This is a genomic window from Clostridium manihotivorum (genome assembly GCF_004015185.1).
Classification (GTDB): domain Bacteria; phylum Bacillota; class Clostridia; order Clostridiales; family Clostridiaceae; genus Clostridium_AR; species Clostridium_AR manihotivorum.
The window spans coordinates 1,135,693-1,162,126 of sequence record NZ_CP025746.1; the positions used below are offsets into that span (position 1 = coordinate 1,135,693).

Consider the following 26,434-nt stretch of genomic DNA (forward strand, 5'->3'; position numbering starts at 1 on the left):
TATGCTTATTTCTAAGATGAGTTATTGCTTAATTAAATAATAGACCAGTCTGTCTATTTTGTCAATACTTTAACAAAGTATGTTTAATATCTGGAATGGATATATTTTAATTTGTTACATTTTTACGGATAATATATAATATTTTTAAATTTTATGATAAAAAACATAACGAAAAAAATAAAAAGTTGTACTATGATTTTACATAAAAGGATATATACAACATGATAAAATGAATTTGTTAAAATATGTTGTAAGGAGGACTTATATGTCAAATACAAAAAAACTTATTTCACTACTATTGGTTATTTGTTTTTCAGTTTCTTCAATGCAGATACCTGTTTATGCTAAAGATAACAAGAGTAATAGTGGTAATGTTGAAAAGAATACTAATGCATCTGTTGTAAAAAATCAGAAGTCAAAGAAGATAACAAAAGAATTGACAAATGAAAGAACAGAAAACAGCAAAAAATTTCAAAAGGAAGATGGAAGCTTTGAAGTAGATCAATACAACTCAGCAATTCACTATCAAGACGGTGGTCAGTGGAAAGATATTGACAATACTTTAGAGGAATCGAAAGATAAAGATGATGATGGAAATAATGTATTGGAAAATAAACAAAATAACATAAAGGTTAAAATTTCAAAGAATTCATCTTCAAAGAAGCTTGTACAAATGAAAAAAAGATAAGTACGAAATAAACTGGAGCTTATCAAATGTTCAATCATCAAAAGCATCGGTGGTTACTGCAGATGAAAATAAAATAAATGATGATATAGATAAAAGTGTAGAAAATGAGGTTAATAACGATAAAGAGTTGACAAAAGTAACCTCAGATGAAAAACAACAGATAAAGGAAGATTTGAAGACTAATGAAAAAATTAAGGATTTAAAGAATATTACTTCACAGGTAAATTTTCAAAATGTGTATGACAATACGGATTTGCAGTATATTTTAAATGGTAGTGATATTAAAGAGAACTTAATTATTAATAAATATAATGACAATACTAGCTTTTCCTTTAACATAAATACAAAAAATGTTACGCCAATTTTACAACAAGATAAATCAATAATATTCTTTGATTCTAAGGACAAGTCAAAAAAAGTATTTCAAATAGAAGCACCTTATATGTATGATAAGGTAAACAACTCCAGTGATAAAATTGAGGTAGCTATTAATCAATCTAAGAATGGATATTTATTAACCTTAACTCCTGATAAAACCTGGTTAAGTAGTAGTGATAGAGTATATCCAGTAACCATAGATCCATCAATGCAAACTTCATTAGAACGTAGCAAGATTCACGATACTTTTGTAGGATCACTTGATACTGAAAACAAATGCAAAAATCAATATGTGAGGGTTGGTCTAACACCAGGTAATGTAGGAACTTGTAGAACTTACATTAAGTTTGATTTACCTACACTCTCAACTGGAGATATGATAACAAATGCCCAATTGAACTTACTTCAATGCTCAGATGTAAGCAGCGTATCTTCAAATCAAGTAAATGTCCACAATGTAACTCAAGACTTTGATGCAAGTAACTTGACTTGGGGTACTCAACCAAGCTATGATTCTCATATTGAGGCCTTAAATATGATTACAAGTAATCAGAATCAATGGGTAAACTGGGACGTTACTAGTATTGTAAAGCAGTGGTTCACAACTGGCAATAATTATGGAATTATGTTGGAACAAGATAATTCTTCAAAGCACACTGCCTTCTGGTCTTCTGATATGAATGATGCTTTTACCTCCGCAAGACCAATGATTTCTTTCAACTATATAAATAATAGTGGAATCGAGAACTACTGGACATATCACTCTCAAAATGTAGGGAGAGCCGGTACGTCCTATATTAACGATTATAATGGTAATCTAGTATTTACTCACAATGACATTGATATGAGCGGAAGCAGAATGCCTGTATCAATAAATCATGTTTTTAATAGTAATGATATTACTACTTCTAATATAGGTTTTGGATCTGGATGGAGACTTAATATAAATCAAAGATTAGAGAGTCAGACCATAAATAATACTCAATACTATAAGTATACAGATGAAGATGGTACTAAACATTATTTTCAAAATTCAGGCTCAATGCCAATAAATGATGAATTAAATTTAGGACTCTCACTAACAAAAGAGGGGGATGGATCTTTATCAATTAGCGATAAGAAAAATAATAAGATAAACTTTAGTTCCTCAACTAATGACTTAAATTATATAAAAGATGCTAATGGTAACATTATTACATTTACCTACGGAGGAACCTCAAGTAGTGGCGTTAGGAATATTACAAAAGTCACAGACGGATCAGGGAGAGTTACTTCTTTAAATTATAATTCTTCTGGAATACTAACATCAATTCAAGATACAGCAGGTAGGACTATAACTTATAATTATGATGGAAATGGCAATTTAACTACAATTACTTATCCAGATAATAAATCATCCAATTACTCTTATGATGGTAATCATAATTTAGTAAGTGCAACAAATTATGATGGATACAGAATCTCTTATCAATATTATGGGATTGCTCCGCATAGAGTAAGTCATCTTTTAGAATCAAATACAAATGGAGCCTTAGGTGATGAATTAAGCGTGTCCTACGGGAATAATAGCACTACATTTACTGATGTTAAAGGAAGAAGAAGTATATATCAATTTGATAATGTAGGAAAGACCCTGTGTATGAAGGATGCAGATGGCAGTGCTCAGTATTATAAATATACTGACAGCACAAATGCTTCAAAGGTAACATCAGAATCAAAGCTTGAAAAGACTGTAATTAACTTACTTACAAATCATGATGCTGAAAACTCAGATTCATGGGGAGTTGGTACAGATGGTGGTAGTGGATCAAGCAGTTTTACATCAGCAGTTAGTTATATGGGCAATCAAAGCTTAGCGATAAATAAGACAGATAATGTAAGTAGACAGTATTTTGATCAGTGGAATATATTGAAGCCAGGAAAAACTTATACTTTTTCAGCTTATGTAAAGACTGTAAATGTATCTAATACTAACGGAGAAGGTGCGGTAATAAGTTTTTATTATAAAGATAAATCTGGTAACTATCAGCGTATAGATTCTAACTATTTAAATGGAAGTAATGACTGGCAGAAGTTACAAACGACTTTTAATCTTCCTATGGATGCAGCGGATTATAATGTACTAACTAGAGTTAGTATGCTACAAGAAACTGGTACAGCGTATTTTGATAGTATGCAATTAGAAGAAGGTGGTGTAGCAAACAGATATAACTTAGTAGATAATGGTGATTTAACAGGATCCTCAGGAACGCCTAATAGATGGAATACTATTAGCACAGGAGGGTCTGATGGATTGGTTTCTACTAGTGATTCTGATCACCCAGCAAACCTAGATAATTCTGTATATCAAGTAAGTGGTTCTTATGGAGTACAAAAGAAATTAGGTCAATCAATTAATATAAAAGGAAAAGCAGGAGATATTTACACAGTTGGCGCATGGGCAAAAGCGTATTCGGTTCCAAGCGGTACTTTTCAGTTGCAGGCTGTCTTTAGCGGTTCAAGTGGAAGTCAAAGTGTGAATTTTGATTTCAACAAAGACTCTAATGATTGGCAATATATATCTGGAAGATGCGTAACTAATTCAGATTATTCAAAAATAGATATATATTATATATATGGAGATAATGCAAATACTGCATATTTTGATGGAGTCCAATTATACAAAGAAGAGTTTTCGAAGAGTTACCAATATGATTCAAAGGGTAATTTAGTATCCACTGCTGATCTGGCAACACAAAACTCTAAGTTTGAGTATAATGGCAATAATGACGTTTTAAAAGCTGTAGATCCAAAAGGTAACTCATTTAAGTACGAGTATGACAGTAAGCATAATCTTACAAGAGGAACATCAGCTGCTAACGTAAATTATAGCTTTAATTATGATAGCAATGGAAATGCAGTTAGTGCAAGAGTAGGCGATGGAGCTGACTATATTCAAACAAAAGCTGATTATACTTCCAGTGGTAACTATATAAAGTCTTTAACAGACAGTATGGGTAATACAGTAAGTTATGATTTTGATGAAAGCAAAGGGTTATTAAATAGTATAACTGACCCGAAAGGAAGTAAGACAAGTAATACTTATGATAGTGTTGATAATCTAACAAGTACTAGTAAGACTGTAAGCGGACAGCAGATAACTAATAGCTATGGTTATCAGAATGATAGAATAAGTCAGATTACCCATAATGGCTTTAACTATAATTTTGCTTATGATTCTTTGGGAAACAATACCGGTGTATCTGTAGGAAACCAAAATTTAATTACTAATACCTATGAACCAAGAACTAGTTTATTAACAAAATCCACTTATGGAAATGGACAATCGGCAAGTAATTATTATGACAATTCTGATAGAATTTTATCAAGGAATGTAGGTGGTAATACTACTGTTGGAGTTACGTATGATGCACAACTTCAAAATATAGGATGGCAGAATCCTTGGTCAAGTGACAACAGTTTAGCTGGGACAACAGGTCAAGGCTTAAGAATGGAGTCTTTAAAAGTTCAGCTAACCAATGCACCATCTGGTATGAAAATAAAGTATATGGCTCATGTTCAGAATGTAGGGTGGCAGAACTGGGTATATGATGGAGGTATAGCAGGGACTGTTGGACAATCACTAAGTATAGAGGCGTTAAGAATTCAACTTGAAGGAGCTCCAGAAGGTTATAATGTAAGATATCAAGTATATGCTGATGGTATTGGATGGATGGAGCCTGCATCAAATGGAGATATAGCTGGAACAGTAGGACAGAATAGAAGGATAGAAGCTATAAAGATATTTGTAGAGTTGCCGAGTTATACTTATCAATATGATGCTTCTGGTAATTTAGCTTATAAAAACGATTTAGAAAACCACGTTAGTTATAGATATGTATATGATAATTCTAATAGGTTAGTAAAAGTTTCTGATTCAATTGGAAATATGATAAGTTATAATTACGACAATAATAATAATATTAGCTCTATAAACTACAATTCATCTGGCAAATCATACACCGTAAACTATAGTTATGATGCTGATAATAAACTAAAGAGTACTACCTATGGAGCCGACGAGTATGATAATAATTATGATTCTTTGGGAAGGTTGACAAACAATGTTATAAAGACAGGATCTACTCAGTACAATGTTAATTATAGTTATGCTCCAGGGGCTATGGCTTCAGGTATTGGGGTAAACTATAATGGTTATGTAGACACTGTGGGCTGGCAAAAAACAAAATTAGATGGTGAATTGTCTGGAACTGTAGGACAATCCTTGAAGTATCAAGAAATCAATATGAATTTAACTAACGTTCCTACAGATACAAATAATCCTCTGAATAAAATGAAAATTCAATATCAGACCCATGTATCTAACATAGGCTGGCAGGATCCTGTTTATGGTGGAACAAATGCAGGTGCTATAGCTTCAAACTATCAAATTGAGGCAATAAAAATAAATTTAGTAAATGCCCCAGCAGGTTATCATGTTTGGTATCAAGCTCAATTACAAGATAAAGGATGGACAGAACCAGTACAGGACGGAGCTATGGCAGGGACTACAGGTCAGAGCCTAAGACTTGAGGCTTTAAGAATATATATAGTTAAGCCAGGATCAGATTCCAAGGATTCCAATAAAATAGGTACCATTAGTAATAATGGAAACAACATAGGTTACAACTATGATGCCAATGGAAATATAAAAAGTATATCGCAAAATGGACAAACTATATCTTATACTTATAACGAGCTTAATGAAGTTACAAGAGAAGACAACCAAACATTAAATTATTCTATGGTGTATAGCTATGATGCTGGTGGAAATATTGTAAGCAAAGTAAAGTATCCATACACAACAGGGAATTTAGGAACTGCAACGAATAATGTTAGTTACAGCTATGGAGATGGTAATTGGAAGGATAAACTAACTTCTTACAATGGAAAGAGCATAACTTATGACCAAATAGGAAATCCATTGTCTTATAATGGCAATACCTTTGGTTGGAAGTCTGGAAGACAACTAGCGTATATGATTTTAAGCGATGGTCGTGACGTAGGCTTTAAATATAATGATGCAGGAATAAGAACAGAAAAGCGTGTAAATGGAGTAACTACAAAGTACTATCTAGATGGAGATAAAGTAATATCTCAGCAAGATGAAGAAGGTACAAGCATAAGATATAATTACGATGCTAATGGAAAACTAGTTAGCATGATACTAAACGGCACAGAATACTTCTATATAAGAAATGCCCAAAGTGATATAATAGGCTTAATAGACACCTCAGGAAATCAAGTGGTAAGTTATACTTACGATACTTGGGGAAAACTTATATCAATAACAGGAAGTCTAAAAGATACTGTAGGAGTTAAAAATCCTTATAGATATAGAGGGTATAGGTATGATACCGAGACTGGGTTGTATTATCTACAGAGTAGGTATTATAATCCCGAATGGGGTAGGTTTATTAATGCTGATGGTATAGTTGGCACTCCTGGTGAGCTTCTATCTGCGAATATGTTTGCGTATTGTTTGAATAACCCTGTGAACATGGCTGATTCTAGTGGTAACTTTCCTTTTGTACTTAGTTTTTTTGTAGAAGCTGTGGTAGCAGCGGTGGAAGTAGTAGCAACAGTTTTATCAGCACCTGTAGTTGTAGGTGGTGCACTAATTGGCGCAACAGGACTGCTGATATATTCAGCGTATCAATATTATAAAGGGCATAGTACATCATATGCAGATAGCTCAACTACTGAGAATAATAAAACATCAAGTTCACCACAAAATAAGACAAAGACTTCCAGTAAGGGGAGAAGTAAAAATAAACTTAAACCTGACCCGAGTGCTCAGGGGGACCATACTACATTTAAACGAAATCCAGATACGGGTGAAATAACAAACTATGAAACATGGAGACCGAATCCTAAAAATCCAACTGGATTTGACAGTGCAAAACGATATGATGGAACGGGGAGTCCCCATAAGAACCCAGTTACAGGAGAAGAGTTAATGCCGCATGTTCATGATAAAACAGTGCCAGGTGGTGTTAGGTCACCAATACCTTGGGAAATACCTAGAAAACCATGATGGATAATGATTATAGTGATGAAGGAGTCTGATAAAATGAATATGTTAGATTGGATACAAAATTGGTATCTAAGTAATTGTGATGGAGACTGGGAACATTGTTATGGAATAAAAATTTATACTTTAGATAATCCAGGATGGTCAGTAAACATTGATTTGACAGATACTTATTTAGAGTTTTCAAAATTTGAGTTAATACAAAAATATATTAATGATACTAACTGGATACATTGTAATGTTGTAGATGGAGTATTTAAAGGTGGAGGTAGTGCAGATAAATTAGAAGAAATATTAAGAATTTTTTCGGAATGGGCAATAGCTAACAATGAAAGTACTGTAACTGATTAGCAAAATTATAGGAAGAGCTGGCTACAAAATACTGGTAAATTCAATGCATAAATTTGAAGATAAATACCAAGTCACGGAAAGAATACGGTTGTTAAGTCTTTGGAGAATTCTTTAGCTACATAATTAGAATTCTGTAGTGAGAATCAGCATAAAACCAAATACAGGAGAGCATCTATCACTTGATGAAGTTGATGGATGCTCTTTTTGCTTGGATAGACTGTGGACACATTTTGGACGAGGTGTGATGTGACAAAAACTAGTATTCACAAGGGTTTGGGCGTAGTGGTCATAGTTTCACACAAGTATCTCTCAAAATATGGTATACTATCACTAATGAATAGATTGTATTTTGGGAAAAGATATGTCCTATCTGCCCAAATCAAGTGAAATCAACAAAGTATATGTCCTGAAATAGCCCAAGCTATGCCCTACATATGTCCTAAAGGATAAGAAAATGAAAACCAATGAAACCATGTGTTTCTACAAGCTTTCTAAATCATTGTAGAAACTAAGCTGATTTGGCAACAGCTTTTGAAACGGACGGTTCTAAGTTCATTAGTTTCAACAATGGTGTACTGTAGCTAGTCTAGCTAAGCCAGTAATGTCAATGAGTTTCAGGTTTGAGAAAATTGGATAGATACCAAGACTTTGGAGTTTGGGTAAAGGTATGATACCGAGACTGGACTGTACTATCTGAATTCGCGCTACTACAATCCTGAATGGGGTAGGTTTATTAATTCGGATGGAGTAGCTGGACAAACTGGTGAACTGTTATCCCATAATATGTTTGCATATTGTAAGAATAATCCTGTCAATATGAGTGATGATAGTGGTTATAGACCTAATTATATTTGTAATGATGGTGGAGAGATAGGAGTTTCAGGTGATAGCATTAGTTCTTCTGTAAATAATATATTTAGTATTTCATCAACAGTGAAAAGGTTAATACCTGATAGAAGTCAAATTATTAGTATAGGTAAGAGTGTTGCAGCAACAGGTGCTGAAGGTGGGATCAGTTTAGAATTAAGTCATATTCCTGATAGTGTACCTGTAGTTACAAATCGAGCACTAAGGCGTGCTGGGACAGAATTTAAAGTACCGCTAAAAGGTGCATCTATTCTTAGAGGTATTGGAAAAATAGAAAAAGTAGGTGTAGTAGGTGTGGCATTTACTAGCATGAGTGTATGGGATAATTTTCACAGTGGATACAAATACTCAGAAGCTTTTGGAAGAAGTTTTATCGATGTTGGAGTGTCGGTGGCAGTAATAGGGTTTGGTTTGTTTACTCCTGTTGGATGGGCTGTTGGAATTGGGTTAGGGTTAGGTTTTGGTGCAGAAATTGCAAAAAATTATATTTGGAAAAAAGAATAATATAGATATAAAAGAGAATATTTAATGAAATGAGGAGAAAAAATTATTTTGAATAAAAAAAGTATTCCAATAGTCATGATATTATTTGTAATAATTGCTGCAATTAGGTATTTTCCCATAGAAAAAATACCATTTCCAGTAGTTATAGTTATTTTAATATCATGTATGTTGCTATCAATTTTTAGTGTTTTAAGATATAAGGGAAGTAATAAAGAACGAGTTTATCTTATTGTAATGACTATATTAGTAATTTTGCTTTTATGTACAATCGTAATGGCAGTTATAATACAAAATAACTATCCGCAGTTATCTGTGCATGTTAAACCAATATTTGTTAGCTTAATGGCAATATTATTTGTAACCTTATTAATAGTTGTATTTGCAAATGCATTGTATAAAAGTAATAATATTGGTAACTCAAAGAAAAAATAGTAAGCTTACTACAAAAATATTATTAATCATACTGCATAAAAATGTAGATGTTGTATTAAGGATTGTAAGTTAAGTTATTAGACAATAATGTAAAGTTGAAGAGATTGCATAATTAGAATTCTGTAGTGAGAATCAGCATAAAACCAAATACAGGAGAGCATCTATCACTTGATGAAGTTGATGGATGCTCTTTTTGCTTGGATAGACTGTGGACACATTTTGGACGAGGTGTGATGTGACAAAAACTAGTATTCACAAGGGTTTGGGCGTAGTGGTCATAGTTTCACACAAGTATCTCTCAAAATATGGTATACTATCACTAATGAATAGATTGTATTTTGGGAAAAGATATGTCCTATCTGCCCAAATCAAGTGAAATCAACAAAGTATATGTCCTGAAATAGCCCAAGCTATGCCCTACATATGTCCTAAAGGATAAGAAAATGAAAACCAATGAAACCATGTGTTTCTACAAGCTTTCTAAATCATTGTAGAAACTAAGCTGATTTGGCAACAGCTTTTGAAACGGACGGTTCTAAGTTCATTAGTTTCAACAATGGTGTACTGTAGCTAGTCTAGCTAAGCCAGTAATGTCAATGAGTTTCAGGTTTGAGAAAATTGGATAGATACCAAGACTTTGGAGTTTGGGTAAAGGTATGATACCGAGACTGGATTATATTACTTACAAAGTCGTTACTACAATCCTGAATGGGGTAGGTTTATTAATGCTGATTCATATGGTGGAGAATTAGGAACGTTACTATCTCATAATATTTTTGCATACTGTAGGAATAATCCAGTGTCTAGAATTGATTCTGATGGTTATAGAGATGAAGCAGGCTGTGGAGGCGGTGGTGGTGCATACCTAGAACTTGGTATTATAGAAGAGGAAGAAGGATTGCTTCTTAGAAATATAATAAGTTCTGAAATGGACGAACAGTTAGCATTAGAAGCTCAAGAGATGAGATATGCTCAAGAATCAGCTTCTGAAAGAGCAATTAAATCTATTAGAAATCCTAATGTAAAAAAAGGTGGTTCATATGGAAGTGTGCCAAAAAATGGTGGAGAAAATCACCACATGCCTGCGAAGTCAGTAAGCAATTTAAGTAAGAATAAGGGACCGGCATTAAATATGGAAAAGGCAGATCATAGAATGACTGCAAGTTGGGGGAATTCAAAAGAGGCTCAACTATATAGGGCCCAGCAAAAGTCTTTGATTGACAAAGGTAAGTTTATGGAAGCACAGCAAATGGATATAGACGATGTTACATCAAAGTTTGGTAGTAAATACAATGAGGGAATAAGACAAATGAAAGATTACACAATACAGTTGTTCAAAGATTAATTGAATGGAGGAAAGAATATGAATTATATTATTAAACCATATGACAGTATAGGTATGATAAGTTTAGGAATGTCTAGAGAATCTGTAAGAGAAATATTTGATAACAAGTTTAGGGAGTTTAGAAAAAACCAGTTTAGTGAAAATACAACAGACGATTTTATGTATTGCCATGTTTATTATGACACAAATAATATTTGTGAGGCAGTAGAACTATTTGAGCCTGCTGAGGTATCATTTAACGAATTTGAAATATTAGGAGTATCTTACAACTTAGTTGAAGAGTTTTTTAGGAAACTAGATAATTCAATAGATATTAATGATGCAGGGTTTACATCATATAAATATGGAATAGGTATATTTGCACCATATGCGATAGATGAACCTGAGGAGCCAGTCGAATCTGTTATTGTTTTTAAACAAGGTTACTATGAGTAAATATTATAATTATAAGCATATCCTCTTGCTGCATAAAAGTATAAAGTTACTGCAAAAGTCTTTAGAAGAGAAATGTTAGATTCATTTTCGCTGCTTTCATGAAAAGTATAATAGTAAAGAAACTGCATAATTTAAATTCTGTAGCGAGAAAAGAACATCTTCAACCGAAACAAAACAAAAATTAAGTATATATTATAATCATAGAAACATTGAGGGCTAACGTTTGGAGCGTTAGCTCTTTTCTTTTGCCTAAAAACATGTGAAAGGAGTAGAGGGATGGCAACAGATTTTGTGGAGAAATTCAAAAGATACCTGAAGGAGGATGGAAAGAGTCCAAAGACAATAGAAAGCTATGTTGGAGACATTGGTGGCTTTGTATCCTATATTCAAAACATGGGAGTGAAATTTCAAGGAGAACTGAAAAGATTCTATGTCACAAGCTTCAGAAACTATCTCATTGAAAGCCAGTATGAGACAGCTACCATCAACAAGAAAGTTAACAGCATACAATCATTCAATAGTTTTCTGATGAAGCATAATTATACTAATGAAATTGTAGTAGATCTAAGGAAGGACAGGATGAAGGTTGCTTTTGGTTATGAAAAGCAAGTGGAGAGGATGTTATTTTACATTCAAAATCAAGAGAATGTAACCAGAAGGGATAAGATGATAATTCTACTACTAATGTACGCAGGAATAAGATTAAGTGAACTTTGTAGTATAAGTATTAACAACATTGATTTTCTAACTAGTCATCTAAAGATACATGGTAAAGGTGGAGAGATTAGACAAGTACTACTAAAGAATGAAGTAGCTGAAGCAATTAAGGAATATTTAGTTGAGCGTAATGATAGTCAATTTAGCGATTTAGAATATCTGATTTTGGGGCAAAGGTGAGCAGTGAAAAGAGATGCCATCAATACACTGATAGAGAAATACACGAAGAAATTGCAACTTGGAATCAAATTGAAACCACATACTTTCAGACATACTTTTTGTAGAAGACTTGTAAGTAAAGGAGGGTCCCTAACGACTTTAAGTAAACTAGCAGGACATAGTAGTGTTGAAACTACAGCTAAACTCTATATAAATAGCAGCAAAGAAGAAAATATGAGGGTAGTTAGCTTGTTATAGATGGAAGAAAATGAAATGATAATATTATACAGCTTTAAAGGAATCAAAGAAACAGATATTTATTGCTTTACTATGATATTTTAATATTCTCTTTGAAACTATTAAAGATATTATTAATAATAAGTCTAGAAAATATAATGCAGATAATATTATCAGATTATAGAATAAGACTATCAAATTTGGTAAAATATTATTAACAAAGGAAGTGATAGAATGGAATTTACTTATGATGATAAAATGATTCTAGATCCTAAGAACGATGTAGTATTTCAAAAAATATTTGGAAGTCCAGAAAATGAAGACATACTAATAAGTTTTTTAAATGCTTTACTTGAGAGAACTGAAAAAGAGAAAATAAAGCATGTTGAATATGTTGATACTAAATTATCTGACATTGAAGCAATAGATGATAAGATAGGAATTTTAGATGTAAGGGTAGTAACAGAAAAAGGTATTCATATTAATATAGAGATACAACTTATAAATAGATACAATATGATAAATAGAACGCTTTTCTACTGGTCTAGATTGTATTCAAATCAGATAAAAAAGGGAGAAAATTATAAGAATTTAAACAAGACTATAACAATAAATATATTGAATTTTAATTATATAGATAGCAAAAAGTATCATACAACATATCATTTATGGGAAGATGAAGAAAAAACAAAACTCACAGATATATTAGAGATACATTTTGTAGAACTACCAAAGTTTTTAGACGAAAAAACAGAGCTTAATAACAGTTTAAATATGTGGCTTGCATTTTTAACTAAACCAGAAAAGGAGGTAAGTAAGATGGGAGAGCCAGCAATAAGAAAAGCAATAACAGTACTAGATATGCTAAGCAGAGATCCAGAAACAGTAAGACGTGCTGAACTTCGAATGAAGCAAATACTAGATGAAAAAAGTATGGTCGAAGGAGCAAGAGAAGAAGGAAAAGTTGAAGGAAAAGAGGAAGCTGCACTAAACTTTTTAAGATTAGGAATTAGTGAAGAAACTGTTGCACAAGGTACGGGCTTAAGTATTGATAAAATAAGAGAAATTAAATCGACAATATAAAAAGCATATATGAAGTGAGTAATTGATAAAATTTAGTGGTAGCAGTTTTTTATTGCTATCACTAAATTTTTAATTTTCAAATTAAAACTGAGAGATTAAAAAACATAATCTTGTTTTATATTGGTATAGGTATGATACCGAGACTGGGCTATATTATCTACAATCAAGATATTATAATCCTGAATGGGGCAGGTTTATTAATTCGGATGGAGTAGCTGGACAAACTGGTGAACTGTTATCCATAATATGTTTGCATATTGTAAGAATAATCCCGTGAATATGAGTGATGACAGCGGATAAATAGGCATTCCTGGAGATATAATTTACGTACAAAATACAACTGTAGCAAAGAAGGTATTTGATAAGTATGGAATAGATAGATTAGAGTAAAAGAGAGAGATTATCAACTTGATAAGGAGGGCAAATAAATGAATAAAAATGAAAAAGGTTCAATAAGTGAAAGTCATGATTTGAAGAGGAGTGTAATACAGTTAACTATAATTCATTTAGCAGTAATATCATTATTAAACTTTCTTATAATAATTAATGATAAATCATATTATTATTTAGCGGCGGCTCTTCTTTTTTCTTCTTTTATAATTGCAATAATAAATGTATCGATTGGCCTAAAGAAAAAATTTGTTAAAACTGCTAAATACGTTTGGATAACAATACTTAGTAATATTTTATCCTTTTCGGTTTATTTAAATCTAATTGAAATTTTAAATGCAAGTCTAACTTATGTAAAAATTATTCTTATATTAAACTACGTGATATTAGAAATAATTCTGGTTTATATTAGAATCATAAGAAAGGATAAGACTTATATTAGAAGTGTATCGTCAGGAAAACACTCAAAATACGTTAAGAAAGATTTATTCTTGGTGGTAGCTATTTCAGCAGTAGTAATTTTAACTGCTAAACTTCTAGATAACGGTCAGATCTATGTTGGTAGGATAGGAATTATGGTTACAGAAATATTTGGAACCCCATTGATGACAATTGCAATAGTTTTACATGTTCATGCATTTGCTAATTATCTTTATAACATTAAAAGGAGTTCTGAATATTAGTACTAATAAAGATTTATTATGCATAGTGTAGCTAATTTAAGTGTCTTTTTTAAAAATTAGCTTAAAGGTGGGAATAATATTGAAAGAACTAAGTATTAAACAAAGAAATAACTTAAAGGTAGGAAATTCGCTAGGAACGGAAATTCATGCTTCTGCTGATGAATTAAGATGTTTTATAGTTATAGGTGCTTATAAAATATTAGAAAATCATGGAGCAATTGCTGTTAGTAAAATATTAAATAGTAATGAAAATATTTTATATTTTATAAGAAAATATGAGGTAAATAAAGAATATATTGAAAATAATTGGGATGTTCATGAAACAGATTTAATAAACTCTATTAGAAAGAAAGATATTTCAAGCTTGGAAGAATTGCAAATAGAGTTATTAAAATATATTGATGATTTATCTGTTCTTGATGTAACATGGAAGTTTGATAATCCAATAGCATAAAAACATGAAATAGATAAGCTTAAAGGGTATTATGGTGGTAGCTAATTATATTAATAGCTACCACTAAAATTTTATTCTTGGTCTTAGTATTGAGAGGATAAATGCTTTTGAAAGGCTATAGATATTCCTTCTTAAATTCTAAATATCCATTTTTTCTTAACTTACAAGCAGGGCAGTCACCGCAGCCATTTCCTTTGATTCCGTTATAGCAAGTTAAGGTTTCATTTTTTACTATTTCTAAAACGCCTAAGTCGTGAGCTAGCTTCCAGGTTTCAGCCTTATTGATCCACATCAAAGGTGTAAGTATCTCAAATTGATAATCCATAGCAAGATTTAAAGTGACATTTAGAGATTTTATAAATACATCTCTGCAGTCCGGATATCCGCTGAAATCGCTTTGAGATACCCCGGTTATTATTGTATTTATATCTCTTTGCTTGGCAAATACAGCAACAAAGGTTAAAAACAAAAGATTTCTTCCGTCTACAAAGGAGTTTGGAAGACCTTCTGTAGGAGCATTTTTATCAACGGTTATATCTTGTCTTGTTAAGGAGTTTGGAGCTAGTTGATTTAATAAGTTTAGATCTAGGATATGATGTTCTACACCGTGCTTTTTGCAGATATCCTTAGCACATTCTAGCTCAAGCTTGTGTTTTTGATTGTAGTCAAAGGATACAGCTATAACTTCTTTATATTTCTTCTTTGCCCAGAATAAACATGTGGTGCTGTCTTGTCCACCACTAAATACTACAACAGCTTTTTCTTTATTCATAAATACACCATCCTTAATATTATATATCGTGTACTAACTTGTACATCGATTTATTTCATTATAGAGTTATAACTAATTTGAAGAGCTTTAGCTATATTACTTACTATAAAGCATCATCAACTTGTTATTTAACATCTGATCTGTATTAAATCTACCTCTTAGGGTAGTGGTTATGGTTTTGGTACCAGGCTTTTCTATGCCTCTAGTGGTCATACAACCATGTTCACCTTGGATTATAACTGCCACATCCTCAGATTCGGTTATCTTTTGAAGTATCTCAGCAATATCACTGCCTATTCTTTCTTGAAGCTGGAGCCTTCTTCCCACCATGTCTGCTATTCTTGCTATCTTACTTAAGCCTACAACTTTTTTATTAGGAACATAAGCTACCGCAACCTTCATATTGTACATTAGTGCTAGGTGATGTTCGCAATGGCTAAAGATCTCAATATCCTTAATAAAAACCATGTCATTTAGATTGCTGGTTATATTCAAGTCATCTTCAAAGGTTACATTGAACATATTTGCTATGTCTTCATTGCTGTAGCACATTCCTTTAAAGACTTCTTCATACATCTTTGCCACACGTTTTGGTGTGTTTATTAAGCCTTCTCTTTCAGGATCATCGCCTAAGGCTATCAAAATACCTCGTATATGTTCTTCAATTGCTTTAGTATCAATAGCCATATCATACACCTCTCTCAGCTGGATCCCATATAATTTTATGAAGTTGTATTTGAAGCTTAACGTCATTCATTTTATTTTCTTTCAAGAACTCTACAATACTGTCTAAGGATATTTGCCCAAACACAGGACTTATATATACAGTAGTTTTTTCTGTAAGATTGTAGCTAGTTATTATTTCTTTAGCTTTTTCCAAGTCTTCCATGCTGCCAGAAACGAACTTTACAGTATCCTTAGCCGAAAGATATTTGAAGTTTTCTAGCTTCATGTGTCTTTCCATATTACTTGAAGGAAGCTTGTAATCCATAGTAAAGCTAGGAGGATTGCTAAGCTTAGAAAAGTTTTCTAGAAGTACACTTCCGTTAGTCTCAATCTCAACTCTTAAGCTAGCATCACTTGCTAAAAGTTCTAAAAGCTCAACTATACCTTCTTGAAGAAGGGGTTCACCACCAGTTAAGGTTATATTCTTAACCTCCGTTGATTTTATATAATCATATATATCCTCAGAAGACATAAGCTTATATGGAGCATTTTTTTCATTTGCCCAGGTGGTATCGCAGTAGCTGCAGTTTAAGTTGCAGCCAGCAAATCTAATAAAAATAGCAAGTTCACCGGAACGTTTCCCTTCACCGTTTATGCTGATGAATTTTTCAACTACCTTAAAGTTCATTTAAAGCTTCCTCACTTTCCTCATATCTAGCACTATTAGTAGGAGTCTCATAAACCGTAGCACTTCTTACCTTATATCCTTTTTCTTTCATAGTTTTATAGAAAAAAGCTGAGAAGTTTTCTGCAGTAGTCCTAAAGTTCATTTCAATTATTTTAAAGCCTTCATCCTTAAGTGCAGATAAGGTTGTCTCTCTCATAGTGTTCTTCTCTATAATCAACGCATGATCATAATAATCAACCATGGCTTTAACATCTTTTTTCAAATCACCAAAATCTATTACCATTCCCTCTAGTTGACCACCATTAACTAGCTTATCTGCTTGAACTTCAATTTCTACTCTCCATCTGTGACCGTGGATATTTCCACACTTTCCATCATAATTAGCAAGAAAGTGTGCACTGTCAAAGCTGTGTTCTGCCTTTAAAATATACATGTAAATCCTCCTAATCTACTTTAAAAACTTGCTTCCGTAATAACAGCAGCCAATAGCCCCATTAAATTGCGGCTCTTCTACAGAGATTATTTCATCATAATCATTCTTTAAATAATTTTTTATTGCAGTATTATTAGCAACTCCACCGGTTAAGACTAATTTATCTCCTTTAAAATTGCTTAAAAGAGGACGAAGTCTTTTATACATAGAGTAATTTACTCCTGCACACAATCTTTCTATAGGTACTCCTTCAGCTATTTTTCCAATAAGCTCTGATTCGGAAAATACTGCACAGGTAGAGTTTAAGTCCACAGGGTCTTTTGCGTATTTACTCATTTCCTCAAAGGATATCTCAAGTACATTGGCCATGTTTTCTAAGTACCTTCCACAGGAAGCAGCACACTTTTCATTAAGCTCCAAATCAGTAGTAAGACCTTTTTCAATCTTAACGATCTTAACATCTTGTCCTCCTACATCTAGTAGAATAAAATCCTTTAGAGAGCTTTGATACATTGCTCCATAGGCATGAGCTTTTATTTCATTTATCTGAGTGAAGAGCTTTAAGTCTGTATTGTTTTTTCCGTAGCCTGTAGATACGGCTTTATCAAAAGGTCCAACCTGAAGCTTATCTAAGTCCACTACAATCTTTCCATCTAAGTGGCAGAAATCCCTGTAAAACCTCATGGTGCTGATCTTTTTCTTTTCCACTACAAGGTTATCTTCCATTATTACAATCTTGACCTCTCGACTGCCAAGGTCTATTCCTAATATTCTCATCGGTTTTCCTCCTTCAAGTCCAGTAGCATATCAAGGAAAGCCTCTAGTCTAAGCTTTGTTCTTGCATCTAAAGTATTTAATTTATCTCCTTCGATATTCAAAATAGGAATATCAAGGTTATTCTTAATCACGATATCTTCCACAGCTCTATAGCAGAAAGCCTGAGTATAGTGGATGATTCCATCTAGCTTTCTTTCTTTTATCTGTTTTTTCAGCTCTAGAAGTCTAAAATCAGTGTTATAGGGATAAGTGTAGTCATAGTATTGCTCATATATATTTTTTGCTTCATTTCCTCTTGGAAAAGCAAACTCCCTTTGAACCTCATTGTACACAAAGTGAGCATTAAGATTTTCCACAAAGCTATAAATATCTGTAGTCATTGGTGGAACACCTATATAGCCTAAACGAAGCTTTTTATCTGTAGCCTTTCTAGCTTTTATTTCCTCAATTGCTTTTCTTAAATCAGCCTCATAACCATCTATATCTCCATTGAAGTCACTTAGACTAACCTGATATAGGTGATTTTCAAAACCTGTGGCTTTATTTTGAATGTAAGTTAATTCGTCTATCTCTTTTCCAAGAAGTCTGACTTCATTTAGTCTTTTTCTAACAGCTTCAACTTCAGCTTCTTCAACATTAAAGATAGCCATTAACTTTTTTATTTCTCTTTCTATGTCCTCTAAGCTGTGACTGTGAGGAAAAGAAAAGGGATGTACCTTGATTCCTTTTAACTGAAGCACTTCAATAAGTGCCTTTGTATTGGAGCAGTCCCCCTCCATAACGCCAATTATTTCTTCAATTCCGTTTTCTATACAAGCTCCGTATAGCCCTTTTATCCAAGCGCAAAGGCTTTTAGGGAAACCATCTTTTTCAGCTAAATCAATGTATTTTAAGTGGTTATCTGAAACTACAAAGATATTATTTAAATCTACTGGAGTATAGCCTGCAGCTATAAGAACCTCTATAGGAACCGTTGTTGTTAAACCAATCTTTTTAATTTTAAAGCCTCCCTAATTTAGAGAGTTCGAAACCATTCTTTTGAAAATACACTCTGTTAAAGTACCCCTGTTGGAGTTAAGTGGTCAGTCCTTCGACGCCTTGATGAACTTGCTTATATAGCATTTCCTTCATAATAATTTAATTTCAACAATGTCATTAAACATAGCCTAAGATTAAAGCAACAAAAAAAGGGCATAAAATGCCCATAAACAAAAAAAACTACCTAAACCGGTAGTAGAAGGGTAGTATATCCATAGCTACAGTAATTCCAATACAAAAAGAGTTATTATATTGAAATCAGCAGCTTTAAAACCCATTACGTCCTAGTTTTGTTTATAGACAGGATGGTTACGAACTGTCTGTATTTAATTTTCTATTCACGTAATTTACTATAATACAGTGTCTAAAGATAGTCAAGTTAAAAATATAACAAAGATAATACAAAAAAGTTATTAATAATGCAAAATAAGTCACATTAATGATAGATATGTACCACTTTAATCTGGAAAGTATTTTTAAAGCATCTCTGGCTTGTGCGAGGGGAGTTAAAAAATACAAATTAGAATAAAGGGGTACACTCTTATAGAGTTTCTATATTGGAAGTTAATTTATGACTGTTTGAAAATCCCGTGTTATAGGAATTTTCATGAGAGAATAAATTAATAGTTGAGTTAGAAACTATGCAACTTACATCTAAACTTCAACCTCTAAGCCATCTATTGCAGCAAAGGTGTTATTGAATATTTCACCAGCGCTTACTTCGGCACTTACTCTGTCTTCTAGCTTCAGATAACTACTGGCATCAAAGTGCATAAGTAATAGTTTCTTTACGTTAGCTTCTAAAGCAAGTTTTGCTGCAAGTTCAGGGTTTAAGTGAATTTTATCTGTAAAGGTTTCTTTTGATTTCATGCTGCATTCCGTAATTAAGACGTCAGCATCTTTAGCTAAGGTTATAACATTTTCACAGTAGGCTGTATCTGTACAGTAGCAGATAACTTTATCATCTATTTCAAATCTGCCACCTAAAACTTCTGTACTGTGAACTAAAGGTAAGAATGTTGCATTAAAGGGTAGTTCAATATTAGGTTCAAGGGCGTTGATTATATGTGTATCAAAAGGTAATTTGTCTATAGGTGTTGTAAAAGGAGTGTTGATAAATTGTTTAATAATCCTTTCACTGTTAGGCTGAGATATAATATATAGCCCTTTAGAGAATTTGTTAAGAGATAAGGTGTGAAGTCCAGATATATGATCTAGGTGAAAATGACTTAAAAATAAATAGACAGGTCTATCATCTTTTATATACTGTGGTAGTCTTGAAATGCCATTGCCAGCATCTAGTACTATGTAGTAGTCATTGTGTTCTATGAGTATTGATACAGTTCTTCCTGTTTCAGTGTCAAACCATCCATTAGTTCCTAAAAAGGTTATTTTAATCATGAAATTTTCCTCCATAGCTTTCTATAAACTACTTAAAGTCTGTTATTAAATATGATAACTCTTTAGAGATTCCAATACAACTAGCAATTTGATCAATTGTCATAGACTCTAATTCGATCATATCAAGCTTTATGTTTAGCATCTTGAAAGCAAAATAATTAGCTTGTTTTTCAAATTTGCCTATGTTGCTAAAGTTTTTATTAAATGCAGCTTGGAAAACTTCTGTATGAAGAAGTGCATGGCCTAACTCGTGGAGTAATATAAAGTTCTCCATTACTCCCTTGATATCATTTCTAATAAAGACTATTTCTCTATCATCCAGGTCTCTATAATAGAAGCTATAATTGCCGCTTAATAATATATTATCAGCTTCTATCTTATGTATCTTTATATCTAGGCAGTCATACAACTCATAAACATCCTCTGTACTATAATTTTCCTTAAGTCCATAAATTATATCATCAATCCAAGAATACATAAGCTCCTCCTTTATTTTTTATATTTAAGACCTAACAATTGCAGCTGATTTAGTAGTTCGTTAGCAAATTGAAGTAGTTCAGCATCTGAAAGTTTTTTTATATCAAAGCCTCCATAGCCCATGATTGCAGGCTGCTTTAATATGAACTGCATAGCCTCTTCTGCACTTTCAAATTCCTCAGTTTTATTATTAGAAAAAGATATTTTTTCATTAAGATATTCTTGACCTGTAGTTGTGGTTTCATATGATTTAGTAAAGCTGACTTTCATAATATCATCTATATTAACCCTTAGTGCATCAGCTAGCTTCTCTAGGGTGTTTACTGAAGGGTTCTTTTTTTCATCTCTTTCTAAGGCACTAATATAGCTTGCATTGACACCACTAAGTCTAGATAATTCATTTATTCCAAGTCCTTTAGCTTCTCGAATAGTTCTTATGTTCTTGCCGAACAAAATAATCACTCCTTTATTTGGATATGTACTTATAGAATATATTATATTCCTATAGCACATAAAGTCAATCGAAAAAACAAGAAAATAGAACGTGCGTTCGTAAAATGTGGAGATAAATTCGTAAAATAAAGAAATATATACCAAAATACAGTTGGTGTATTCTGATAGAACATGATATTATCTCATTAAACAATAATAAAGGAGGGAAATATTATAATAGGTACTTATATAACATATTAATTTAATATATAAAAGGATAGGTGAGATAATGAGAGTAAGTAATGAATATAAGAAAATTGAAGCAATGCTTTTCAATTATAAGCAGACTGAAGTGGAGATAAAAAACATAGAGCTTGACATAGAAGAGATAAAAAATGAATATAGGGGAGTAGGTACAATCTACTATGGAGACAAGACAAGTTCTACAAATAAGATCACCTCAAGTGTAGAAAATGAAATAGAGTATAAGGAAAATAAAATCTATAACTTAGAGATACTTAAGAGAAAGAAAGAGATAGAATTACAGAGGATAGATAATGTATTGAGCATATTAACAGAGGATGAGTATAGACTGATTGAACTTAGGTATTTTAAGAAGCTGCAATATAAGCAAATAGCTGACAGGCTTTGCATGAATGACATTTATATAATTGATAAAAAGAAAAAGATACTAAATAAGCTAATACCTTTAATGAACTTATGCTAATTAGTAGGAAGTAAAAATGAAGACAGAAGCTAATTCAAGTTAAGAGCATTTCTTAAGCTATAATTTATAGTCCTAGAAATGCTCTTTCAATTTAGAATGTATTAGTAAGTAAGAGTTTTTTTAGTTTGATCTAGGCTTTTAAATGTGCTGAGTTCTTGCTATTATATAGCTTAATAAATACATCTGTATGTTTTATTTTATCAAATATGACATCCTCTAAGAAAACATAATTATTTATATTTTTTTCACTAGCAATGGATAGGTTTTTCAATGCCTGTTCAACATTATTGTTTATCAGGTTTATTGCTGATAGGATAATGTAATATTGGCCTTTGCTTGAGTCCAGCTCTATAGCCTTTAAGATATTCTCTTCTGCAAATTTTATATTACCTATTTTGTATAAAAGATAGGAATAATTTTTATATGTTTCCGAAGATTTAGTATCAAGCTCTAACAATCTAATTATATCATCTAAAGCTAGCTCATAATTGCCAAGTAAAATGTATGCAAAAGTTCTATAATTCAAAGCTTTTACACTAGTATCGTCAAGTTCAAGCATCTTAAGTGATATTTTAAGACAAGTATTATAATCATTCATATCCATATAAATTGAATACAGCATAGAATTACTTTCCACACTATCTTCTATCATGATTAGTTTTTTAGCTGCATCTAAGGCGTCCTGATAATCTTTTGTTCTTATATGGCAATATATTATGGATTTCAGGAATAGTAGTTCCTTTGGAAATAAGTTATTAGCCTCATATAAAAAAGGCAAAGTGTCATGAATAGGCAAGTGTTTTGTAATATAAAGAGATGCTTTAAAGCGATAATACTTTAAATTACCCTTATCTAGCTCTATTGCTTTGGATATATTATTTAAAGCTAAATCAGTATTATTTAAATCCGAATAAACTATTGCAAGGTAAAAATAAGCAGTGGAATTATCATTACAATTCTTAATGTACTTGTCCAGAAAAGTTACAGCACTTTCTAAGTCGCCTAGACTAATATAAGCAATACCTTTATAAAAATCAGCGTCATCATTAAAGGAATTAAGCTCTAAAATTATATCTGAGTCATCTATAATTTGTTGTGGATTATTATCCAGTGCTACATTGCATAGGATTCTAAGCTTATAAGATGCTACATCACTGTCACATAAATCTATAGCTTTATTTATTTCTATAAGGGCTTGTTCGTAATTTTCAAGCTTTATGTAAGCATCACACTTTAACTTATATGCAAAAAAATATTCTGGATAGCAATCTATAGCCTTATCATATATTTGTATTGCCTTTTCTATGTCATATAACTCTAAATACTCGTTTGCCTTTGATAAATATAGATTATATTTTCTGAAAAGCTCTTTCTTATTGAAGGATTTGTTAATTATAACAATGCATATGGATATAACTAAGATAAATAGTACTGCTAAAATCATTCCATCACTCCTAAGTAATTTTGTAAAAGCATACGCTGTAAGTTACTGCTGATATTTGCTATTTTTATACAGTATATTATAGCATTGTTGCGTAAAGTAAAAATAAGAATCTAATAAAAATCTAATATTATTCTTATAAACAGCTTATTACATACCTTAGTTACCACGTGTTAGTATTACATCATAGAAATTGTTTAAGAGAAAAGCACTTAGTTAATCGCTAAGTGCTTTTTTACGCCATGAAAAAAGGTGTTTAGCTAGATAAACTTAGTAATATCAAGGGCTTAGAACAGCTATTTATGGTAAACAGTAAAAAATAAAATTATATCGCCTGCTAGAATTTCTTCACATAGGTTCAGAAAAGGCAGATGCGCAAAAAAGCTCGCTGAAGAAGGTCGATTCAGCGACTTTTTTATTAAATGCTAACGCATTAAAGGAGGTGGTTATTTTGTGACTTTGATATTCAGTAAAAAAGTATATGTCTGCAACATAATTCAACAAAGATTAAAAATTACAATTATAAAATTTGAGGAGGAATAAAAATGGGAAAGAATTATCCAGATATAAAACCAGGAGAAATAGTTTCAGGAGGTTTCACTTATCCAAATAATGCGCAGATAGTAGGGGATTCTCTTTATATAAGAGATGAGAATGGAAATACAATTGCAGGAAGACAAACTGATAATGGTGATAAGATCACAGTTCTTGATGTAGGGTATACTAAACAGCTTACTTTAATACAATATCCTGCAGGAACTTCAGTAAGACAAGGTTATGTAACTAACAATACTAATATAATCAAGTATATAAATCAAGGAACTTGGAAGAATGGATCTAGTTTAGAAAGTGTATATGATGAAAATAATACAGTAATAGGCTCTTTAGATCCTTATGAAGTAGCAACACCTTTGTATAAAATTAGTGATGGTAAAACTCATGTGGTATATAACACTAGTAAAGGAGCAAATACAAAGTCAGGTTATGTTGTATATGCTGGAGCAAACGGTTCATCTAATCCTACAGGTGGTATAAATCCTGGTGAAGTAGTTCCAGGTGGATTTACTTATCCTAACAATGCACAGGTTATAGGTGATGACTTATATATAAGAGATGCAAATGGAAACACAATAGCAGGAAGACAAGTATCAAATGGAGATAGAATTACAGTATTGGATGTAGGGTATACAAAGCAACTAACTTTAGTTCAGTATCCAGCAGGAAGCGTAGTAAGACAGGGTTATGTTACTAATGTCCCATCCTTAATAAAATATGACAGGCAAGGCGAATGGCATAATGGATCTAGTGCTGAAGAAGTGTTGGATGAAAATGGTGCTCACTTGGGTTCTTTAGATCCGTATGAAGCAGCAACACCATTATATAAGAAAAATGGAATGACACATGTTGTTTACAATACAGATAAAGGGCCAAATACCAAATCAGGTTATGTTAGATATGAAGGAAGTTCAATAAGCCCTATTACAATACCTCAAGTATCTGTAGCAGGCGCACAAAGGATAGTATATGGTACAAGCGGTAAAGGCAGAGATTTGGCAGCATATAAGATAGGCAGTGGAAGTAATTCTTTAGTATTTGTTTGTGAACAGCACGGATTTGAAGATAATTGGAGCAGAGATGGAATTGAGCTAGTTTATATAGGTAATAATCTAATTAAATCCCTTGCAGGCGGTTCAACAAATGGATGGACTGTATATGTAATTCCATCAGCAAACCCAGATGGACTAATAGATGGCTATACTAATAATGGCCCAGGAAGATGTACAATAGTAGGAGCAGTTGATACTAATAGAGATTATCCTATAGGCTTTACCCCTCATGGTACTACAAGAAACTGGACAGGAGATGCTCCATTAAGTGTTTCAGAGTCTAGAAGTTTAAGCACCTTCATACAAGGAGTTAAGAATAGTACCTCAGGTGAAATGGTAGTAATAGATCTTCATGGCTGGGAAAATGCTGCTATCGGTGATCCTCAAATTGGTCAGTTCTTTAGAAATCAATTTGGCTTTGAACAGAGGAATGGTTATGGTGAAGATAGTGGATTTATGATAGCTTGGGCTAAATCAATTGGCGCAAAAGCAGCTTTAATTGAGCTTCCTACTAATACTTATAGCCATAATGATGTAGTTAATGGTGGATATTCACAGAAGGTTATAAATGCAGTTAGAGGAATACTGGCATCTGATAATGGTAATGGCAAAACATATTCGGATGCATTAGATGCAATACGAAAAATATTATGGGGATTCGGATTTAAGGGTGAAATAGGTGTAGATATTGAAATTAAACCTATTATAGTAGGAAATGTTCAAATAAGTGCATCCGTTGGAACCAAATCAACCCTATCTGCTTCAAATGGAAGAATATTTAACTTAACTGTTACAGATGGTAAAGTTGAATTATCAAATGATTTTCCAATAAATGAATACCTAAATATTAAGAGTAAGTTAGATGAGATATCAGCTGAGATAGCTAATGGAAATATATCTGTAACAATAAAGGCTAATATGGAGCTTGAAATTGAATTTAGTGTAAAGTTAATGAATACGCCTGTATACCTAGAAAGTAACTTGTTTTGCAAACTAACTATATCATCATATAATAATCCAGAAGTTGAAAAAGCTCGTGAAAAAACTAATTCAGATGGGTTAAGTATTGTTTATGTGTTACTTGCTGGTACAGCAATTGCATTTGCAATCGTAGCAATTATAATTGCACCCGAAAGTGCTATAGGGGCACTGGCAGTTATTTAAATAAAAGTTGTGTCT

The 26,434-nt window shown here is 32.3% G+C and carries 23 protein-coding genes and 3 pseudogenes; 16 read left to right on the top strand and 10 right to left on the bottom strand.

Going from position 1 to position 26,434, the window contains the following annotated elements:
• Positions 1–265 precede the first annotated feature (265 nt).
• The 14 genes and pseudogenes from C1I91_RS05015 to C1I91_RS05070 all read left to right on the top strand — a co-directional run bounded on the left by C1I91_RS05015 (position 266) and on the right by C1I91_RS05070 (position 14,796).
• Entirely contained in the window at positions 266–688 is a 423-nt protein-coding gene (locus C1I91_RS05015; RefSeq protein WP_128211702.1) for a hypothetical protein, read from the top strand.
• 49 nt (positions 689–737) lie between these two features.
• The gene (locus C1I91_RS05020; protein WP_128211704.1) at positions 738–7,142 is read left to right on the top strand and encodes a DNRLRE domain-containing protein; all 6,405 of its coding nucleotides are present in this window, start codon (positions 738–740) and stop codon (positions 7,140–7,142) included.
• Between the two features lie 36 nt (positions 7,143–7,178).
• Positions 7,179–7,490, top strand: coding sequence for an immunity 53 family protein (locus C1I91_RS05025; protein ID WP_128211706.1), 312 nt, complete (start codon positions 7,179–7,181; stop codon positions 7,488–7,490).
• A gap of 693 nt (positions 7,491–8,183) precedes the next feature.
• Positions 8,184–8,264: pseudogene (locus C1I91_RS28695) on the top strand (RHS repeat-associated core domain-containing protein); the annotation flags it as partial.
• A gap of 9 nt (positions 8,265–8,273) precedes the next feature.
• Positions 8,274–8,861 (top strand): hypothetical protein, encoded by a 588-nt coding sequence (locus tag C1I91_RS05030; RefSeq protein WP_238475924.1) that lies wholly within the window; start codon positions 8,274–8,276, stop codon positions 8,859–8,861.
• Positions 8,862–8,909: 48 nt separating this feature from the next.
• Positions 8,910–9,293, top strand: coding sequence for a hypothetical protein (locus tag C1I91_RS05035; RefSeq protein WP_128211710.1), 384 nt, complete (start codon positions 8,910–8,912; stop codon positions 9,291–9,293).
• A gap of 652 nt (positions 9,294–9,945) precedes the next feature.
• A pseudogene (locus C1I91_RS28700) lies at positions 9,946–10,116 on the top strand (RHS repeat-associated core domain-containing protein); the annotation flags it as partial.
• Positions 10,093–10,638 carry a hypothetical protein gene (locus C1I91_RS28505; protein ID WP_238476074.1) on the top strand — a complete coding sequence of 182 codons (546 nt, stop codon included), beginning with the start codon at positions 10,093–10,095 and terminating at the stop codon, positions 10,636–10,638. The pseudogene C1I91_RS28700 and the gene C1I91_RS28505, both read left to right, overlap by 24 nt.
• 18 nt (positions 10,639–10,656) lie before the next feature.
• Entirely contained in the window at positions 10,657–11,073 is a 417-nt protein-coding gene (locus C1I91_RS05045; RefSeq protein ID WP_128211712.1) for a hypothetical protein, read from the top strand.
• 276 nt (positions 11,074–11,349) lie between these two features.
• Positions 11,350–12,207, top strand: a pseudogene (locus C1I91_RS05050) (tyrosine-type recombinase/integrase).
• 213 nt (positions 12,208–12,420) lie between these two features.
• Positions 12,421–13,269 (top strand): Rpn family recombination-promoting nuclease/putative transposase, encoded by an 849-nt coding sequence (locus C1I91_RS05055; RefSeq protein ID WP_128211714.1) that lies wholly within the window; start codon positions 12,421–12,423, stop codon positions 13,267–13,269.
• A gap of 94 nt (positions 13,270–13,363) precedes the next feature.
• The gene (locus tag C1I91_RS05060; protein ID WP_338032614.1) at positions 13,364–13,546 is read left to right on the top strand and encodes an RHS repeat-associated core domain-containing protein; all 183 of its coding nucleotides are present in this window, start codon (positions 13,364–13,366) and stop codon (positions 13,544–13,546) included.
• Between the two features lie 151 nt (positions 13,547–13,697).
• Complete coding sequence (locus tag C1I91_RS05065; RefSeq protein WP_128211716.1) at positions 13,698–14,342, top strand: hypothetical protein; 645 nt, start codon at positions 13,698–13,700, stop codon at positions 14,340–14,342.
• A gap of 79 nt (positions 14,343–14,421) precedes the next feature.
• Positions 14,422–14,796: a hypothetical protein gene (locus tag C1I91_RS05070; protein WP_128211719.1), complete on the top strand. Its 375-nt coding sequence runs from the start codon at positions 14,422–14,424 to the stop codon at positions 14,794–14,796.
• Positions 14,797–14,911: 115 nt separating this feature from the next.
• Here the strand turns inward: C1I91_RS05070 and queC are convergent, their stop codons facing one another.
• The 9 genes from queC to C1I91_RS05115 all read right to left on the bottom strand — a co-directional run bounded on the left by queC (position 14,912) and on the right by C1I91_RS05115 (position 21,510).
• The gene (queC, locus tag C1I91_RS05075; RefSeq protein WP_128211721.1) at positions 14,912–15,568 is read right to left on the bottom strand and encodes a 7-cyano-7-deazaguanine synthase QueC; all 657 of its coding nucleotides are present in this window, start codon (positions 15,566–15,568) and stop codon (positions 14,912–14,914) included.
• Between the two features lie 96 nt (positions 15,569–15,664).
• Positions 15,665–16,255, bottom strand: a complete 591-nt coding sequence (gene folE / locus C1I91_RS05080) for a GTP cyclohydrolase I FolE (protein WP_128211723.1) — start codon at positions 16,253–16,255, stop codon at positions 15,665–15,667.
• A gap of 1 nt (position 16,256) precedes the next feature.
• On the bottom strand, positions 16,257–16,922 hold the full coding sequence (queE, locus tag C1I91_RS05085; protein ID WP_128211725.1) for a putative 7-carboxy-7-deazaguanine synthase QueE: 666 nt from the start codon (positions 16,920–16,922) through the stop codon (positions 16,257–16,259).
• Positions 16,912–17,355: a 6-carboxytetrahydropterin synthase QueD gene (gene queD / locus C1I91_RS05090; RefSeq protein ID WP_128211727.1), complete on the bottom strand. Its 444-nt coding sequence runs from the start codon at positions 17,353–17,355 to the stop codon at positions 16,912–16,914. Before queD ends, queE begins: the two co-directional genes overlap by 11 nt.
• Positions 17,356–17,370: 15 nt before the next feature.
• Entirely contained in the window at positions 17,371–18,132 is a 762-nt protein-coding gene (locus C1I91_RS05095) for an acyl-CoA dehydratase activase (protein WP_128211729.1), read from the bottom strand.
• Positions 18,129–19,130 carry a 2-hydroxyacyl-CoA dehydratase family protein gene (locus C1I91_RS05100; RefSeq protein WP_128211731.1) on the bottom strand — a complete coding sequence of 334 codons (1,002 nt, stop codon included), beginning with the start codon at positions 19,128–19,130 and terminating at the stop codon, positions 18,129–18,131. The genes C1I91_RS05095 and C1I91_RS05100 overlap by 4 nt, the downstream gene beginning before the upstream one ends.
• Before the next feature lie 694 nt (positions 19,131–19,824).
• Entirely contained in the window at positions 19,825–20,571 is a 747-nt protein-coding gene (locus C1I91_RS05105; RefSeq protein WP_128211733.1) for an MBL fold metallo-hydrolase, read from the bottom strand.
• Positions 20,572–20,599: 28 nt separating this feature from the next.
• Positions 20,600–21,049 (bottom strand): ImmA/IrrE family metallo-endopeptidase, encoded by a 450-nt coding sequence (locus C1I91_RS05110; RefSeq protein ID WP_128211735.1) that lies wholly within the window; start codon positions 21,047–21,049, stop codon positions 20,600–20,602.
• An 11-nt stretch (positions 21,050–21,060) separates the two neighbouring features.
• A complete protein-coding gene (locus C1I91_RS05115; RefSeq protein ID WP_238475925.1) occupies positions 21,061–21,510 on the bottom strand; it encodes a helix-turn-helix domain-containing protein in 450 nt (149 codons plus the stop codon).
• A gap of 259 nt (positions 21,511–21,769) precedes the next feature.
• Here C1I91_RS05115 and C1I91_RS05120 point away from each other — a divergent pair, with 259 nt between their 5' ends.
• A complete protein-coding gene (locus C1I91_RS05120) occupies positions 21,770–22,207 on the top strand; it encodes a sigma-70 RNA polymerase sigma factor region 4 domain-containing protein (protein WP_128211739.1) in 438 nt (145 codons plus the stop codon).
• Between the two features lie 130 nt (positions 22,208–22,337).
• Here C1I91_RS05120 and C1I91_RS05125 read toward each other — a convergent pair whose 3' ends face one another.
• Entirely contained in the window at positions 22,338–23,651 is a 1,314-nt protein-coding gene (locus C1I91_RS05125; RefSeq protein ID WP_128211741.1) for a tetratricopeptide repeat protein, read from the bottom strand.
• Positions 23,652–24,193: 542 nt separating this feature from the next.
• Here C1I91_RS05125 and C1I91_RS05130 point away from each other — a divergent pair.
• Positions 24,194–26,419: a M14 family zinc carboxypeptidase gene (locus C1I91_RS05130; RefSeq protein WP_128211743.1), complete on the top strand. Its 2,226-nt coding sequence runs from the start codon at positions 24,194–24,196 to the stop codon at positions 26,417–26,419.
• Positions 26,420–26,434 lie beyond the last annotated feature (15 nt).